Raw genomic sequence first — 14176 nt, 5'->3', positions numbered from 1 at the left:
TCAGTGACGAAGGGTGTCGCGGCGCTCGACCGCTCGCCCAGCCACCTCCTCCACCGCGCACAGCAGGTCGCGCTCGACATCTATGCCGAGGAGCTCGGACCGGCCGGAGTGACCCAGCGCCAGTACGCCGTGCTGGAGGCCGCCGCGACCCACGCCGGCGCGACCCAGACCGACCTGGTGCGGATCACCGGCATCGACCGCTCCACCCTGGCCGACATGGCCGCGCGGATGATCCGCAAGGGCCTGCTGGAGCGTGAGCGCTCGGCGGCGGACGCGCGGGCCAACGCCGTGCGCCTGACCGATCTCGGCCGCGAGACGCTGGAGGCCGTGCGGCCGAAGATGGCCGAGGCCGACTCCCGTCTCCTGAAGCTCCTGTCGGGTGGCGGCCGCCGCAGCGCGTTCGTGGGCCTGCTCCGCGATCTCCTGAAGGCGCAGGAGGCGGCGCTCGCGCCGCCGCCCGCGCCGCGCAAGGCCAAGGCCGCTAAGCCGGCGAAGACAGACACCGGAAAGAAGAAGAAGGTGCGGAAGGCCGACTAGGCCCGAGCCGAACCACCGTCGCCGCCCGGCCCCGCGATCAGCGAGGGCCGCAAGTAGGGCGAGGCCAGCCGGTCGTAGGACTTCTCCGGCAGGCTCTTCATGATGGCGTCCAGCATCATCGCCCCGTCCGCGCGGATCGGGGGCGGTTCGCCGAACAGCTCGCGCCAGAGCGCGGTGGCCTCGGCCTGGAGCCGTTCTTCCCTGTCCTGGGTAACATTTGCCATCACGGCGGGGCTAACTCGCGTGATGCGCGAGCCGTTCCGGATTCAAATAAGGCAATTTTTGGAATAGCTTAACGGCAGAACGCCGTTCGTCGATCAGACGCGGATGTCGAGCAGCGACCCGGGGCGCAGGATTTTCGCGGGCGGTTCGGCGCTCGCCTGCGGCGTTCGCTGCGGACGCGCGGCGACCTGGGCCGAATCTGCAGGAGCGGTCTGCGCGGCGGCGGGCGCCGAAGTGCGGCCGAACGCCAGTTCGAAGAAGGCCTTCTGGGCTTCCAGCCGGGCGGCGTCGGGACGCTGGACCTGGGAGGCCGTGGGTGCGGCCGGCACGCCGGAGGGACGGATCGGGTTCACAGCCGACAACCTCGCCGCGTCATGGTTAACGGCGCGCTAACCATACCCGCTCAGCGGGCGCGGGCGGCGAGCGCGCGGGCCGCCTCGAGGGTGAGCGGCCCGGTGTGCTTGGCGATGATCACGCCGTCGCGGCCGACCACATAGGTTTCCGGCACGCCCGTGACGCCGAACTCGATGCCGGCGCGGCCGTCGCGGTCGACCAGGATCTCCGAGAACGGATTGCCCAGGCGGGTCAGGAACGCCTCGGTGTTCTGCGGCGCGTCCTTGTAGGCGATGCCCACCAGCCGCACGCGCTCCGCCTTCATCTGCATGAGCACCGGGTGCTCGATCTCGCAGGGCGCGCACCAGGAGGCGAAGAAGTTGACCAGCATCGGCCCTTCCGCGGCCGCCTCCCGCAGCGGCACGGGCTGGCCCTCGGCGAGCGTCGGCAGCGTGAGGTTCGGCAAGGGCTTGCCGACCATGGCCTCGGGCTGGACCTGCGGGTTGCGGTTCAGCGCATAGAGGCCGAACAGCGCCCCCAGAGCCACCAGGACGATCAGCGGGGCGAGCGCCAGCCAGCGGCTCACTTGCGGTCCCCCTGCTGCGCGCGGCGCTTCCACCGGCGCGAGTGGGTGAGCGCGCCCGCCACCATCCAGGCGAACACCAGGGCGGTGATGGCGAAGGCGGGCCAGACGTAGGCGGCGTAGGGGCTGGCGTCGAGGTCGAGCATGGCGCGCCTCTAAGCCCGCGCCGCGCGCAGGGCGGCGGCCTCGGCGCGGCGGCGCCAGACCTCGCCGCGGATGCGCACGAGCCAGAGCGAGCCGAACGCCGACATGTAGGCCAGGCTCATCAGGTAGAAGGGGGGGCGGTAGACGGGCGCCAGGCCCTGCCCTTCGCCGGCGAAGGTGGAGGAGCCCTGGTGCAGGGTGTTCCACCATTCCACCGAGAAATAGACCACCGGCAGGTTGATCAGCCCCACCAGGGCGAGGATCGCCGCGGCCCGGGCGGCCTTGGTCTCGTCGTCCAGGGAGGCGCGGAGCGCCATGTAGGCGACATAGAAGAGGAACAGCACGAGCACCGAGGTCAGGCGCGCGTCCCACACCCACCAGGTCCCCCACATCGGCTGGCCCCACAGCGAACCGGTGATCAGCGCCAGCAGGGTGAAGGCCGCGCCCAGCGGCGCGGCGGCCTGGGCCGCGGCGTCGGCCAACACGTGGCGGAAGACCAGCGCCAGGAAGCTCGCCGCGCCGAGGCAGGCGTAGACGAACAGGCCGAGCTGGGCGGCCGGCGCGTGGATGAACATGATCCGTACCGTGTCGCCCTGCTGGTAGTCCTCCGGCACGGAGAAGGTCAGCCACAGGCCGGCGGCGGCCAGCGCCACGGCGAGCGCCCCGAACAGCGGGGCGGCCCACCGCGAGAAGGCCATGAACCGCTCAGGATTCGCCAGGAAGGCGGGCGCCGGGATCATGGTCCTCGCTTAGAGCCCGGCGGCCCGCCCTGCAAGCGGGCCTACACTCCGGCCGGCGGCGACGGCGGGGCCGGCGGCGCGGGAGGGGCCGGCGGAGCCGGGGGCGCGGGCGGCGGCGGCATGATCTCGGCCGGGAAGCGGAAAGGCTCCGGCATGGGCCCGCCGTCGTGAATGATCTTCATGGGCCGCATCGGGATCGGGCCGAAATGACCCGGCCCCATCATCAGCGGCAACTCGTCGAACGCCTTCTTCTGCTTGTCGTCGAGCTGGGCGTAGAAGCGGCGCGTCGCCTCGATCCGCGCGCGGCCGGCGGCCTCGCGCTCGGCGATCTGCTTCTCCATCTCGGCCAGCCGCTCCGGCGTCGACTTGCGGCCGCCGCCCTCCTCGAAGCTGACCAGATGATCGTGCTTCGGCTTCATCGCGTCGAGGTAGGCGGTAAGCGCCGCTTCCTGGTTCGGCCGCAGCTGCAGGAGGTTGCGCAGGTGCTCCGAATGATCGCCGTCATGGCCCAAGCGGTGGACGATCACCCGGTGCGCCTTCTGCCGCGCCTGATGCGCCTCCCGCTGGGCCCTGCGGGCCTCCATCTGGGCGTCGCGGGCGTTGCGCTCGGCCTTGCGCGCGTCCTGCCGGGCCTGCCGCACGGCCTCGTCCGCTCCAGGCTGCGCGTGGGCGGCCACGACGGCCGCGCCGCCGGCCAGGGAAACGGCCAGGGCGGCCGCCAGAGCTGTTCTCGAAACGCGTGACATCCCGTCCTCCGTGATCGTGGTGGGGCAGTCCCCACGCTCAAGCTCCTGAGCAAAGTGGGCGAAACGGCGCCGCTTCGCGTGAAGCTTTGTTCATGTTCGGCGAACGGGGCTTGCCGGCCGCGGCGGAGGCGACGATACGGCCCCGCTTCGAGATCAGGAGGTCCGATTGTTCAGCGCCCTCGCCGCCGCCGCGGCCCTCGCCGCGGCCCAGCCCGCCCCTGCCCCATCCGACGTCGGCGCCATCGAGGCGGTCGCCTACGACTATGTGGACGGCCAGCTGGAGGGCGACGCCGCCCGGGTCGCCCGCGCCCTGCACCCTGATCTCGCCAAGCGCGCGGTGGAGATGGGCGACCCCGACGAGCCGCTCGGCCTGCGCCGGATGACCAAGGAGGAGCTGGTCGACCTCACCCGCCAGGGCGTGCTGAAGACGCCGAAGGCCCAGTGGAGCCGCTCCGTGAAGGTCCTGGACGTCACCGGCAACGCGGCGGTGGCCCGGGTCGAGACGCCCTGGTTCGTGGACTATTTCCACCTCGGCCGGTTCGGGGAGCGGTGGGTGATCGTCAACGCGCTCTGGTACCCGAAGCCCCGGCCGGCGCCGGCTAGCTGAGGGCGTTGCGGCAGGCCGCGGCCATGGCCAGGGGGCCCAAGGCCAGCGCGGCGAGCGCATAGGCGCCCAACAGCGCGAAGCCCGCCTGCCAGGGCACGCCGGTGGCGAAGGCGTCCAGCGCCCCGCCGCCGAAGATCACCGGCGGCGTGAACAGCGGCAGGACGATGACGGCGGTGAGCAGTCCGCCCCGCCGGGCGCCTAGGCTGAGCGCCGCCCCGATGCCGCCTACGAAGGCGAAGGCGATCCCGCCCAGCAGGGCGCAGGCGAAGATCAGCGGCGCCATGGCCGGCGCGGCGCCGAGGGCGATGGCGGCCACCGGCGAGGCCAGGGCGAGCGGCGCGCCCGTCGCCAGCCACTGCCCCAGGCACTTGGCCGCGCAGGTCAGCTCCAGCGGGACCGGCGAGAGGACCAGCAGGTCCAGCGCCCCGTCCTCGTAGTCGCGCTCGAACAGCCGCTCGAGCGACAGCAGGGAGGCGAGCGCCAGGGCCACCCAGGCGAGCCCCGGAGCGACGGCGGCCAGCCGGTCGGGCTCCGGCCCGATGGCCAGCGGCAGGAGGGTGGCGACGCCTGCGTAGAAGCCCACGGCCACCAGCGGCCCGCCGCCGCGGCCCCAGGCCAGCGCGGTCTCCCGGGCGAGCAGGGTAAAGAGCCGGCTCACGCGGTGAGCTCAAGGCTGCGGGCCGGGATCGGCAGGGGATCGTGGACGGCCGCCAGGATCAGGCCGCCGCCGTCCAGGTGGCGCTGCATCAGGGCGCCGAAACGGGCGCGCCAGCCGGCGTCCAGCGGGCTCAGGGGCTCGTCCAGCAGCCACAGCGGCCTGGGCGCGGCCAGCGCCCGGGCGAGCGCGACGCGCCGCCGCTGGCCGGCGGACAGCCTGCGGATCTCGAGGTCGAGCAGGGGACCGAGCTCCAGGGCCTCGGCGGCGCCGGCCGCATCGCCGTCGGTCCCGCCGCACCAGCGGGTCCAGAAGTCCAGTTCCTCGCGCGCCGTGCGGGCCGGCTTCAGCCCGTCGTGATGGCCGACGAAGTGCAGGCCCGCGCCGCGCGCCTCGGAGGGGTCCGTCCCGCCGAAGGCCACCTCGCCGACCTCGATCCGGACGAGCCCGGCCACGGCCCTGAGGAGACTGGTCTTGCCCACTCCGTTGGCGCCCGTCAGCGCGCAGGCCTCGCCGGCGGCGAGCGCCAGCTCCACGCCCTCGAACAGCAGCCGGCCGCCGCGGCGCACCGACACCCCGCGCAGCTCCAAGGTGCGAATCACTCGCAACCCTCCGCTGCATGGACGCGCAAGACGGTTCGGCATATGAAGCGCCCGGCCGCCGTCGCCTCGGGGGACGTACGCCGCGCGGGGGCGGAACCTGTGTGTCCGCCTTCAAAGACGCGCGATCCCTGGGTCAGACGTGGGGCGGCCGGGAACAGAGAGAGGATCTCCCATATGGCGTCAGTAGACAGCCTGAAAACCCGCCGCGAGCTCGTGGTGGGCGACAAGACCTATGCTTACTACAGCCTCCGCGCGGCGGAGGAAGCGGGACTTTCGGGCGTCTCCCGCCTGCCCATCTCGATGAAGGTGCTGCTGGAGAACCTGCTGCGCAACGAGGACGGCCAGTCCGTCGGCGCGGACGACCTGAAGGCGGTGGCCGCCTGGCTCGAGAACAAGGGCGCGGTCGAGCACGAGATCAGCTTCCGCCCGGCCCGCGTGCTGATGCAGGACTTCACCGGCGTGCCGGCGGTCGTGGACCTGGCCGCCATGCGCGACGCCATGACCCACCTCGGCGCCAACCCCGAGAAGATCAACCCGCTGAACCCGGTCGACCTCGTCATCGACCACTCGGTGATGGTCGACTACTTCGGCGGCGCCAAGTCGTTCCAGCAGAACGTCGAGCGCGAGTACGAGCGCAACATGGAGCGCTACCGCTTCCTGCGCTGGGGCTCCTCGGCCTTCAACAACTTCCGCGTCGTGCCGCCCGGCACCGGCATCTGCCACCAGGTGAACCTCGAGTACCTGGCCCAGACCGTCTGGACCAATGACAACGAGGGCATGACCGTCGCCTATCCCGACACCGTGGTCGGCACCGACAGCCATACCACCATGGTCAACGGCCTGGCCGTGCTGGGCTGGGGCGTCGGCGGCATCGAGGCCGAGGCGGCCATGCTGGGCCAGCCGATCCCGATGCTGATCCCGGAAGTCATCGGCTTCCGTCTGGACGGTGCGCTGCCGGAAGGCGCCACCGCCACCGACCTCGTGCTCACCGTCACCCAGATGCTCCGCAAGAAGGGCGTGGTCGGCAAGTTCGTCGAGTTCTACGGCCCGGGCCTGGCGAGCCTGACCCTGGAAGACCAGGCGACGATCGCCAACATGGCCCCGGAATACGGCGCCACCTGCGGCTTCTTCCCGGTCACCCAGGCGACCATCGCCTACCTGACGGCCACCGGCCGCGATCCCGACCGCGTGGCCCTCGTCGAGGCCTACGCCAGGGAACAGGGCATCTGGCGCGACCCGACCGATCCCGATCCGGTGTTCACCGACACCCTGGAGCTCGACCTCGGCGCGGTGACCGCCTCGCTGGCCGGCCCGAAGCGTCCGCAGGACCGCGTGGTGCTGACCGACGCGGCCGCCGAGTTCAAGGCCGCCCTGGCCGGCGACTTCGGCAAGGCCGATGGCCTGGCCGAGCGCTATCGGGTGGAGGGCGAGAACTTCGACCTCGGCAACGGCGACGTGGTGATCGCCGCGATCACCTCCTGCACCAACACCTCCAACCCCTCGGTCCTGATCGCCGCCGGCCTGGTGGCAAAGAAGGCGGTGGAGAAGGGCCTGCAGGTGAAGCCCTGGGTGAAGACGTCCCTGGCGCCCGGCTCGCAGGTGGTCACCGACTACCTGAAGGCCGCGGGCCTGACCAAGCACCTCGACGCGCTCGGCTTCAACCTGGTCGGCTACGGCTGCACGACCTGCATCGGCAACTCCGGCCCACTGCCGGAGGCGATCTCCGAGACGATCGCCAAGAACGACCTGGTGGCCGTGAGCGTGCTGTCGGGCAACCGCAACTTCGAAGGCCGCGTGAACCCGGACGTCAGGGCCAACTACCTGGCCTCGCCGCCGCTGGTGGTGGCCTACGCCCTGGCCGGCTCCATGAAGCTCGACCTCGCGAACGAGCCGCTGGGCGAGGGCAAGGACGGCAAGCCGGTCTACCTGCGCGACATCTGGCCGACCTCGGCTGAGATCGCCGCCCTGCAGCGCAAGCACGTGACCAACAAGATGTTCGCCACGCGCTACGCCGACGTCTTCAAGGGCGACAAGAACTGGCAGGGCATCAAGGTCGCGGGCGGCCAGACCTACGCCTGGGACATGGGCTCCACCTATGTGCAGAACCCGCCCTACTTCCAGGACATGCAGATGGAGCCGTCGCCGGTGACGGACATCGTCGAGGCCCGCGTCCTGGGCGTCTTCGGCGACTCGATCACCACCGACCACATCTCGCCGGCCGGTTCGATCAAGGCCACCTCGCCGGCGGGCGTCTACCTGCGTGAGCGCCAGGTGCCGACCTCGGAGTTCAACTCCTACGGCGCGCGCCGCGGCAACCACGAAGTGATGATGCGCGGCACCTTCGCCAACATCCGCATCCGCAACAAGATCACGCCCGACATCGAGGGCGGGGTGACCAAGCACTTCCCCTCCGGCGACACCATGTCGATCTACGACGCGGCCATGCGCTACCAGGGCGAGGGCCGGCCGCTGGTGGTCTTCGCGGGCAAGGAATACGGCACCGGCTCGTCGCGCGACTGGGCGGCCAAGGGCACCAAGCTGCTCGGCGTCCGCGCCGTGGTCGCCGAGAGCTTCGAGCGCATCCATCGCTCGAACCTGGTCGGCATGGGCGTGCTGCCGCTGCAGTTCACCCAGGAAGGCTGGCACAAGCTCGGCCTCACGGGCGAGGAGATCGTCACCATCCGCGGCCTCACCGATCTCGCGCCGCGCAAGCAGCTGATCGTGGAGATGTACCGTCCGAGCGACGGCCGCATCGCCCGTTTCCCGGTCCGCTGCCGGATCGATACGCCCACCGAGCTCGAGTACTTCAAGCACGGCGGCGTCCTGAACTACGTCCTGCGCAGCCTGGCGCGGCCGCAGGCCTAAGGGGAATGGCGGGCGGTCAGCACATGCGCAGGCCGCCCGCCGCTCCTCACGCCTTGTTGAACCCAGGCCGCCGCTCAACTCCGGGTAAGTTCCCCCCGATGCGGATCGCCGCGCTCGTCGCCCTCTCGCTCCTCGCCGTACCCGTCGCCGCGTCCGCAAGGCCGCCGGTGGTCGTGGAGCTGTTCACGGCCCAGGGCTGCGCCTCCTGCGGGGAGGCCAACGAATATGTCGCCAAGCTCGCCGAGCGGCCGGGCGTGCTCGCGCTCACCTTCCCCGTGGACTACTGGGACTACCTCGGCTGGGAGGACACCTTCGCCGAGCCCGAGTTCGCCGAACGGCAGAAGGCCTATGTCGCCAAGCTGAAGCTTCGCGAGCCCTATACGCCGCAGGTAGTGGTCGACGGCCGCGCCCAGGCGGCCGGCCTGCGCACCGAGCGGGTCGAGCAGCTCCTGCGCGAGGCGGCCCGCGCGCCGCGCGATCCGCCGGACATCCAGTTCATGAGCCCGCGCCGGGTTGACGTCGGCTCCGGCCGCGTGCCGCGGGGCGGCGCCGAGGTCTGGCTGATCCGCTACGATCCGCGCGAGCAGGACGTCGCCGTCAAAAGCGGCGACAACCGCGGCCAGACGATCACCCACCGCAACGTGGTGCGGGAGATCCACAGGCTGGGCGCCTGGCGCGGCCGGCCCACCGCCTACCGGATCCCCGCCACCGAGGACGACGGCCTGGCCACCGCGCTCGTCGTCCAGGCGGCCAAGGGCGGCCGCGTCATCGCCGTGGGCCAGCCGAAGACCTGACCTGATACGCAAACGAAAACCCGCGCGGCTGGAGAGGCCCGCGCGGGTTCACGTTGGGATGGGATGTAGTGTGTCGGTTGGCCAGGTCCGCCGATCCAGGGGGGCTGGGGGGGCTGTTCAGGATCCGGGACCACCGGGCTCTGTCCAACCGACACCCCCAATAAACGGGGGGCATCAGGCTCTCGCGGGACCGAAATAAGGTCATTTCGGGGCGCGCCATCCGGGACCTGGGGCGTCGGGAACCCATCGGCCACGGCTTGCGCTCGCATTTCGTGGAAGATTCAGTCTAGGCTTCGACCCGATGGCTTTCGATCCGCCCTACGCGGCGCCCCGCCAGGGGCGGGTTTTCTTCGAACGACCGGAGCTGGAACGGCTGCTCCGCCTCTACGGGCGCATGGTGGCCGCGGGCGAGTGGCGCGACTACGCCATCGACGGCCTGTCCGACGCCGCCGTCTTCTCCGTCTTCCGCCGGGCCTCCGAACAGCCGCTCTACCGCGTGGAGAAGCGTCCGGCGCTCGCCCGGCGGCAGGGCGCCTGGGCGATCATCGGCGAGGGCGGCATGATCCTGCGCCGCGGACAGGACTTGGAGCAGGTGCTGCGCTTCTTCGACAAGGGCCGCTTCAAGGTGGTGGAATAGCCGCGGGCCGGTCCAGCGCCAGGTAGACGCTGTCGCACCACTCCTCGCCCACCAGCCAGGTCCGCGGCGCCCGGTGCGTCTCCACGAAGCCGAGCTTCTGCAGCAGCCGGATCGAGGCGGCGTTCCGCGGATCGACGTCCGCCGTCAGCCGGTCGACGGCGCGGGTGGCGAAGACGTGGGCGATCACCGCCGAGAGCGCCTCCGACGCGAGGCCGGACCCCCAGCTTTCCGGATGCAGGATGTAGCCGACGCTCGGCAGGCGGTAGGCCCCGGCCTTGCCGATGACCGAACCCCGATGCTCGACCACGAAGTCCTCGTCGGTGGCCTCGATCATGTCGGCCAGCCAGGCCTCGGTCTGCGCGAGCTCGGTGTGCGGCGGCGTGGACCAGTAGCGCATCGCGGCCGGATGGCTCAGCACCGCATGCAGGGCGTGCAGATCGTCGGGGCGCGCCCGGCGCAGCCTCAGCCTCTCGGTGACCAGCTCGACCATGGCCAAGCTCTAGGCCGCCGCAGCGCAAAGAAAAACCCCGGCGGTCTCCCGCCGGGGTCCGAGGATACTTGGATCCTGCTGGGGCTTAGCGGCGGTCGCCGAACAGCGCGAGCAGGAACTGGAACATGTTGATGAAGTCCAGGTAGAGGCTGAGCGCGCCGTAGCTGGTCGCCACGCCCATCGCCGCCTGGTCGCCGCCGAGTTCGTAGTACTGCATCTTCAGACGCTGGGTGTCGTAGGCCGTCAGGCCCGCGAAGATGCCCACGCCCAACAGGCTGATGATGAAGGCCATCATCGAGGACTGCAGGAAGATGTTCACGATGCTGGCCACGATCAGGCCGATCAGGCCCATGATCAGGAAGCTGCCGAAGCCGGTCAGGTTCTTCTTGGTCGTGTAGCCGAACAGGCTGAGCGCGCCGAAGGCGGTGGCCGTGATCAGGAAGGTCGAGGCGATCGAGGTGCCCGTGTAGCGCAGCGCCAGGACGCCCAGCGAGGCGCCGATCAGGCTGACCACCGACCAGTAGGTGATGCTGGCCGTGCGCGGGCTCTGGTTCTTGAGCGCAAAGCCCGAGAACAGCAGCACCGCCAGAGGCGCGAAGGCCACGACCATGCCCAGGATGCTGTAGCCGACCCGGCCATTGGCCACGGTGAACATGGCGTCCCGCACGGGCGGGAACGAGCTGGTGATCCACGCGAGGGCGGCGGAAAGCACCAGGCCCAGCGCCATCTTGTTGTAGACGCCGAGCATGAAGCTGCGAAGACCCGCGTCCACCGACATGTCGGCGCGATCCGCGGGGATCGTGCGCGCGTAGCCGCGGTTGAAGTCGCTCATGAGAGGCAAAGCCCTTGTCTAGTCCGTCCGGATTGGACGCAGTCCGGAATATCGGGGTCGCGGGAGGTCTAAGCAAGGCCTTGGAACGTAAAGCGTTCCGAAAAATCCAGCAGCAACTCTGCTCTTCGCGGGTGCAGCAAAACCCAATTGACGCAGGGGCTTGGCGTAATTCCGGGCGGACTTACATGCCCCTCATGGTTTCTTCTCTCCTGACCCGTCGCGGACTGCTGGCGGCCGGGGCCGTGCTCGCCATGACGCCCGCCCTCAACCCGCAGGCCCGGGCCGCGCCGGCGCGGCGCGTGGCCGTGCTGGGCGATTCCATAACCGCCGGCTACGGCCTGCCCGCCAGCCAGGCGCTGCCTGCGCGCCTGCAGGCCGAGTTGGCGCGCATGGGCCAGCCGGTGCGGGTCATCCCGGCGGGGGTCACCGGCGACACCACCGCCGGCGGCGCCGCGCGCGTCGATCGCGCCGTGCCGAGGGACGTGGACGTCTGCGTCGTGGCCCTCGGCGGCAACGACCTCCTGCTGGGGGCCGAGCCCAAGGCGGTGCGGGCCAACCTCGACCGTATCGTGCGCCGGCTGAAGGGGCGCGGCGTCACCGTCGTGCTGGCCGGCGTGCGCGTGCCGGCCCTGCTGGGCGGAACCTATGCGCGCGAGTTCAACGGCGCCTTCGCCAGCGTGGCCAAGACCCACGGCGTGCTCTTCCTGCCGGACCTCCTGGAAGGCGTGGCGCTCAATCCGAACCTCAATCAGCGCGACGGCATCCACCCCAACGCCGCCGGCGTCTCCCTGATCGCCCGGCGGCTGGCGCCCCTCGTGGCGCGGGGGCTGCGGGCGGGCTAAGGGAAGGGCATGGTCCGCCTGTTCGCCGCCATCGCCATCCCCGACGACATCGCCCAGGCGCTCGTCCGCCGCCAGCAGGGCATCGAGGCCGCCCGCTGGCGTCCGCTGGAGGCGCTGCATATCACCCTGCGCTTCTTCGGCGAGCTGCGCGAGGACGTCGCCCGCGACCTCGACACCGAGCTCTCCACCGTCGGCGGCCGCCCCTTCGAGATCGTGCTGGAGGGCGCCGGCTCTTTCGGCGACGGCCCCGACATTCACGCCGTCTGGGCAGGCGTCGGCGAGAGCGCCGAGCTCCGCCACCTGGCCCGGGCCTGCGAGACCGCGGCCCGGCGGGCCGGCCTGAAGGCCGAGAGCCGCCACTACCGGCCGCACGTGACGCTCGCCTACCTGCGCCGGCCCGATCCCGCCGAGGTCGCCGCCTGGATCCAGTCGAACAACCTGCTGAAGTCGCCCGGTCTCTGGGTCGACCGCTTCGGCCTCTATTCCAGCCACCAGACCAAGGACGGCTCCGCCTACCGCCTGGAGGCGGAATACCCGCTGGGCTGACCTAGGCCTCCACCGCGTGGTCCTTGAGGACGCCGAGCGGCACGATCGCCAGCGTCTCCTCGTGGGTGGCCTCCAGCACCACCTTCGGCGCGGCGCCGGCGTCCAGCGCCTCCTTCCAGCGGGGCGCGCAGAGGCACCAGCGGTCCCCCGGCTTGAGGCCCGGGAACATGGCCTCCGGCACGGGGGTCGAGAGGTCGTTGCCGACCGAACGGGAGAAGGCCAGGAACTCCGCCGTCATCACCGCGCAGACCGTGTGCATGCCGAAGTCGTTGTGGTCCGTCTCGCAGCAGCCGTTGCGGAAGAAGCCGGTCAGCGGCTGTGTGGAACAGGGCTTCAGCTCGCCGCCCAGGACGTTCCTCGCGCGCGGGTCGTAGCGTGTGGTCATGGCCCCATCCTAACCGCTAAGACTGGGCCTCCGCCATGCGCCCCATGTCGCGATCTGGAGCCCCGATGGTCCGTCCCCGCCGCAGCGCCCTCTACCTGCCCGCCTCGAACCCGCGCGCCCTCGACAAGGCCCGCACCCTGCCCTGCGACGTGGTGATCCTCGACCTGGAGGACTCCGTCGGCCCGGACGCCAAGGACGAGGCCCGCGGCCTGGCCGTGGACGCCGTGCGCGACGGCGGCTTCGGCGGGCGCGAGGTGGTGGTGCGGGTCAACGGCCTCGACACCCCCTGGGGCGAAGCCGACCTCGCCGCCGCCGCCGAGGCGGGGCCAGACGCCATCCTGGTCCCGAAGATCGCCGGGCCCGACGACCTGCCGCGCTACGCCCGGGCGCTGGAGGGCGACACCCGGCTGTGGGCGATGATCGAGACCTGCGCGGCCATGTTCCGGCTGGAGGCGATCGGCGCAGCCAGCCTCGCCAACCGCTGCGACGTCTGGGTGATCGGCGCCAACGACCTGGTGAAGGAGATGCGCTGCCGGCCGGTCGCCGACCGCGCCCCGCTGCAGCCGGCGCTGGCCATGGCCGTGATGGCCGCCCGGGCCCACGGCCTGTCCGTCCTGGACGGGGTCTACAACGCCATCCAGGACATCGAGGGCCTGGCGCGGGAGTGCCGCCAGGGCGCCGACTTCGGCTTCGACGGCAAGACCCTGATCCATCCCAGCCATCTCGACGCCGCCAACGCCGCCTTCAGCCCGGACCCGGGGGACGTCGCCTGGGCGCGGACCGTCTGCGAGGCCTTCGACCGGAGCGAGAACGCCGGCAAGGGCGTTCTGAAGGTGGAGGGGCGGATGGTGGAGCGGTTGCATCTGGGGCAGGCGCGGCGTCTGATCGCCGTCGCAGACGCCATCGCCGCCCACGAAGGATCGGAAGGAAACCAGAAGGCCAGATGAGGGTCAGAACCGCCGCCGCGCTCCTCGCCGCCCCGCTGCTCTTGCGCTGGGCGTCCGCGCCCGCCGCCGCCCAGCCGGCCGATCCGATCGGCGCGCTGCTCGAGCGGGCTCCCGCGCCGGCCGCCGAACCCGATCCGGAGGAGCCGGACACCGCCGGCCAGCCCGTCGCGCCCGAACCGGAGCCCGCCGTGGCCCTGCCGTCGGCGCCGATCCCCTACACGCCGCGCGTCGCCCGCCCGCAGCTCACCGCCCCGGTGTTCGTGGACGAGACCGGCAAGACGCCGGACGCGCCGCCGACCGTGAACGACCTGGCCTACGAATCCCGGCTGCGGGCCTCCTTCGCCTCGGCCCAGGCGTTCCAGGGCCCGCTCGACGGCAGCTGGACCCTGACCGGCGCCGACGGCGCCGCCCTCTACGCCCTGAAGCTGGTCGACCGCAGCAGCGCGCCGCCCGAGGGCGCGTGGCGCGACCTGCGCCGCCCCGGCGCGCCCGCGGCCTCGGGGTTCGTGGAGGAGATCCGCCGCGACGCGGGCTCGCTGACCCTGCGCTTCGGGCCGGCGGTCGCCACCTTCACCGGCGGCTACGGCGGCCAGTGGTCCGGCGAGTTGCAGGAGGCCGGCCAGCGCCGCCCCGCGACCCTGCGCAAGGACCCGCCGCAGCCCTGAGCGG

20 protein-coding genes are annotated in these 14176 nt (G+C 71.6%); 9 read left to right on the top strand and 11 right to left on the bottom strand.

What is annotated here, in order from left to right; all coding sequences use genetic code 11:
• The first annotated feature begins 3 nt into the window (after window positions 1–3).
• On the top strand, window positions 4–537 hold the full coding sequence (locus VM685_RS07425; protein WP_414693347.1) for a MarR family winged helix-turn-helix transcriptional regulator: 534 nt from the start codon (window positions 4–6) through the stop codon (window positions 535–537).
• On the opposite strand, the gene VM685_RS07420 is transcribed toward VM685_RS07425, so the two are convergent.
• The 6 genes from VM685_RS07420 to VM685_RS07395 form a co-directional block, all read right to left on the bottom strand.
• Window positions 534–761, bottom strand: a complete 228-nt coding sequence (locus VM685_RS07420; protein WP_325459485.1) for a hypothetical protein — start codon at window positions 759–761, stop codon at window positions 534–536. The genes VM685_RS07425 and VM685_RS07420 overlap by 4 nt on opposite strands.
• A gap of 93 nt (window positions 762–854) precedes the next feature.
• A complete protein-coding gene (locus VM685_RS07415) occupies window positions 855–1112 on the bottom strand; it encodes a hypothetical protein (protein WP_325459484.1) in 258 nt (85 codons plus the stop codon).
• Window positions 1113–1162: 50 nt separating this feature from the next.
• A complete protein-coding gene (locus VM685_RS07410; protein WP_325459483.1) occupies window positions 1163–1678 on the bottom strand; it encodes a DsbE family thiol:disulfide interchange protein in 516 nt (171 codons plus the stop codon).
• Complete coding sequence (gene ccmD, locus VM685_RS07405; protein WP_325459482.1) at window positions 1675–1821, bottom strand: heme exporter protein CcmD; 147 nt, start codon at window positions 1819–1821, stop codon at window positions 1675–1677. The genes VM685_RS07410 and ccmD overlap by 4 nt, the downstream gene beginning before the upstream one ends.
• Before the next feature lie 9 nt (window positions 1822–1830).
• Window positions 1831–2559, bottom strand: coding sequence for a heme ABC transporter permease CcmC (gene ccmC, locus VM685_RS07400; RefSeq protein ID WP_325459481.1), 729 nt, complete (start codon window positions 2557–2559; stop codon window positions 1831–1833).
• A 41-nt stretch (window positions 2560–2600) separates the two neighbouring features.
• Window positions 2601–3305, bottom strand: coding sequence for a Spy/CpxP family protein refolding chaperone (locus VM685_RS07395; RefSeq protein WP_325459480.1), 705 nt, complete (start codon window positions 3303–3305; stop codon window positions 2601–2603).
• A gap of 166 nt (window positions 3306–3471) precedes the next feature.
• On the opposite strand from VM685_RS07395, the gene VM685_RS07390 reads away from it, so the two are divergent.
• Entirely contained in the window at window positions 3472–3912 is a 441-nt protein-coding gene (locus tag VM685_RS07390) for a nuclear transport factor 2 family protein (protein ID WP_325459479.1), read from the top strand.
• Here VM685_RS07390 and ccmB read toward each other — a convergent pair.
• Window positions 3905–4570 carry a heme exporter protein CcmB gene (ccmB, locus tag VM685_RS07385; protein ID WP_325459478.1) on the bottom strand — a complete coding sequence of 222 codons (666 nt, stop codon included), beginning with the start codon at window positions 4568–4570 and terminating at the stop codon, window positions 3905–3907. The two genes, VM685_RS07390 and ccmB, sit on opposite strands and share 8 nt — an antisense overlap.
• Window positions 4567–5169 (bottom strand): heme ABC exporter ATP-binding protein CcmA, encoded by a 603-nt coding sequence (ccmA, locus tag VM685_RS07380; protein ID WP_325459477.1) that lies wholly within the window; start codon window positions 5167–5169, stop codon window positions 4567–4569. The genes ccmB and ccmA overlap by 4 nt, the downstream gene beginning before the upstream one ends.
• 174 nt (window positions 5170–5343) lie before the next feature.
• On the opposite strand from ccmA, the gene acnA reads away from it, so the two are divergent.
• From acnA to VM685_RS07365, 3 genes are all read left to right on the top strand, one after another.
• Window positions 5344–8034 carry an aconitate hydratase AcnA gene (acnA, locus tag VM685_RS07375; RefSeq protein WP_325459476.1) on the top strand — a complete coding sequence of 897 codons (2691 nt, stop codon included), beginning with the start codon at window positions 5344–5346 and terminating at the stop codon, window positions 8032–8034.
• A gap of 98 nt (window positions 8035–8132) precedes the next feature.
• Window positions 8133–8828, top strand: a complete 696-nt coding sequence (locus VM685_RS07370) for a DUF1223 domain-containing protein (protein WP_325459475.1) — start codon at window positions 8133–8135, stop codon at window positions 8826–8828.
• A 301-nt stretch (window positions 8829–9129) separates the two neighbouring features.
• Window positions 9130–9465, top strand: coding sequence for a DUF2794 domain-containing protein (locus tag VM685_RS07365; RefSeq protein WP_325459474.1), 336 nt, complete (start codon window positions 9130–9132; stop codon window positions 9463–9465).
• On the opposite strand, the gene VM685_RS07360 is transcribed toward VM685_RS07365, so the two are convergent.
• Both VM685_RS07360 and VM685_RS07355 read right to left on the bottom strand, forming a co-directional pair.
• Window positions 9449–9955: a GNAT family N-acetyltransferase gene (locus tag VM685_RS07360; protein WP_325459473.1), complete on the bottom strand. Its 507-nt coding sequence runs from the start codon at window positions 9953–9955 to the stop codon at window positions 9449–9451. The genes VM685_RS07365 and VM685_RS07360 overlap by 17 nt on opposite strands.
• An 85-nt stretch (window positions 9956–10040) precedes the next feature.
• Window positions 10041–10787 (bottom strand): Bax inhibitor-1/YccA family protein, encoded by a 747-nt coding sequence (locus VM685_RS07355; RefSeq protein WP_325459472.1) that lies wholly within the window; start codon window positions 10785–10787, stop codon window positions 10041–10043.
• A 194-nt stretch (window positions 10788–10981) separates the two neighbouring features.
• On the opposite strand from VM685_RS07355, the gene VM685_RS07350 reads away from it, so the two are divergent.
• Together VM685_RS07350 and thpR are read left to right on the top strand one after the other, a co-directional pair.
• Window positions 10982–11629, top strand: a complete 648-nt coding sequence (locus VM685_RS07350) for an arylesterase (protein ID WP_325459471.1) — start codon at window positions 10982–10984, stop codon at window positions 11627–11629.
• 9 nt (window positions 11630–11638) lie between these two features.
• On the top strand, window positions 11639–12175 hold the full coding sequence (gene thpR / locus VM685_RS07345) for an RNA 2',3'-cyclic phosphodiesterase (RefSeq protein ID WP_325459470.1): 537 nt from the start codon (window positions 11639–11641) through the stop codon (window positions 12173–12175).
• Between the two features lies 1 nt (window position 12176).
• On the opposite strand, the gene VM685_RS07340 is transcribed toward thpR, so the two are convergent.
• The gene (locus VM685_RS07340; RefSeq protein WP_325459469.1) at window positions 12177–12560 is read right to left on the bottom strand and encodes a DUF2237 domain-containing protein; all 384 of its coding nucleotides are present in this window, start codon (window positions 12558–12560) and stop codon (window positions 12177–12179) included.
• Between the two features lie 65 nt (window positions 12561–12625).
• Here VM685_RS07340 and VM685_RS07335 point away from each other — a divergent pair, with 65 nt between their 5' ends.
• Entirely contained in the window at window positions 12626–13507 is an 882-nt protein-coding gene (locus VM685_RS07335) for a CoA ester lyase (RefSeq protein ID WP_325459468.1), read from the top strand.
• Window positions 13504–14172: a hypothetical protein gene (locus VM685_RS07330; RefSeq protein WP_325459467.1), complete on the top strand. Its 669-nt coding sequence runs from the start codon at window positions 13504–13506 to the stop codon at window positions 14170–14172. Before VM685_RS07335 ends, VM685_RS07330 begins: the two co-directional genes overlap by 4 nt.
• Window positions 14173–14176: the final 4 nt, after the last annotated feature.

This window comes from Phenylobacterium sp. (genome assembly GCF_035539035.1).
Taxonomy (GTDB): domain Bacteria; phylum Pseudomonadota; class Alphaproteobacteria; order Caulobacterales; family Caulobacteraceae; genus Phenylobacterium.
Note: the sequence above shows the minus strand (reverse complement) of the source record. Positions and strands in the feature narration are given on the sequence as shown.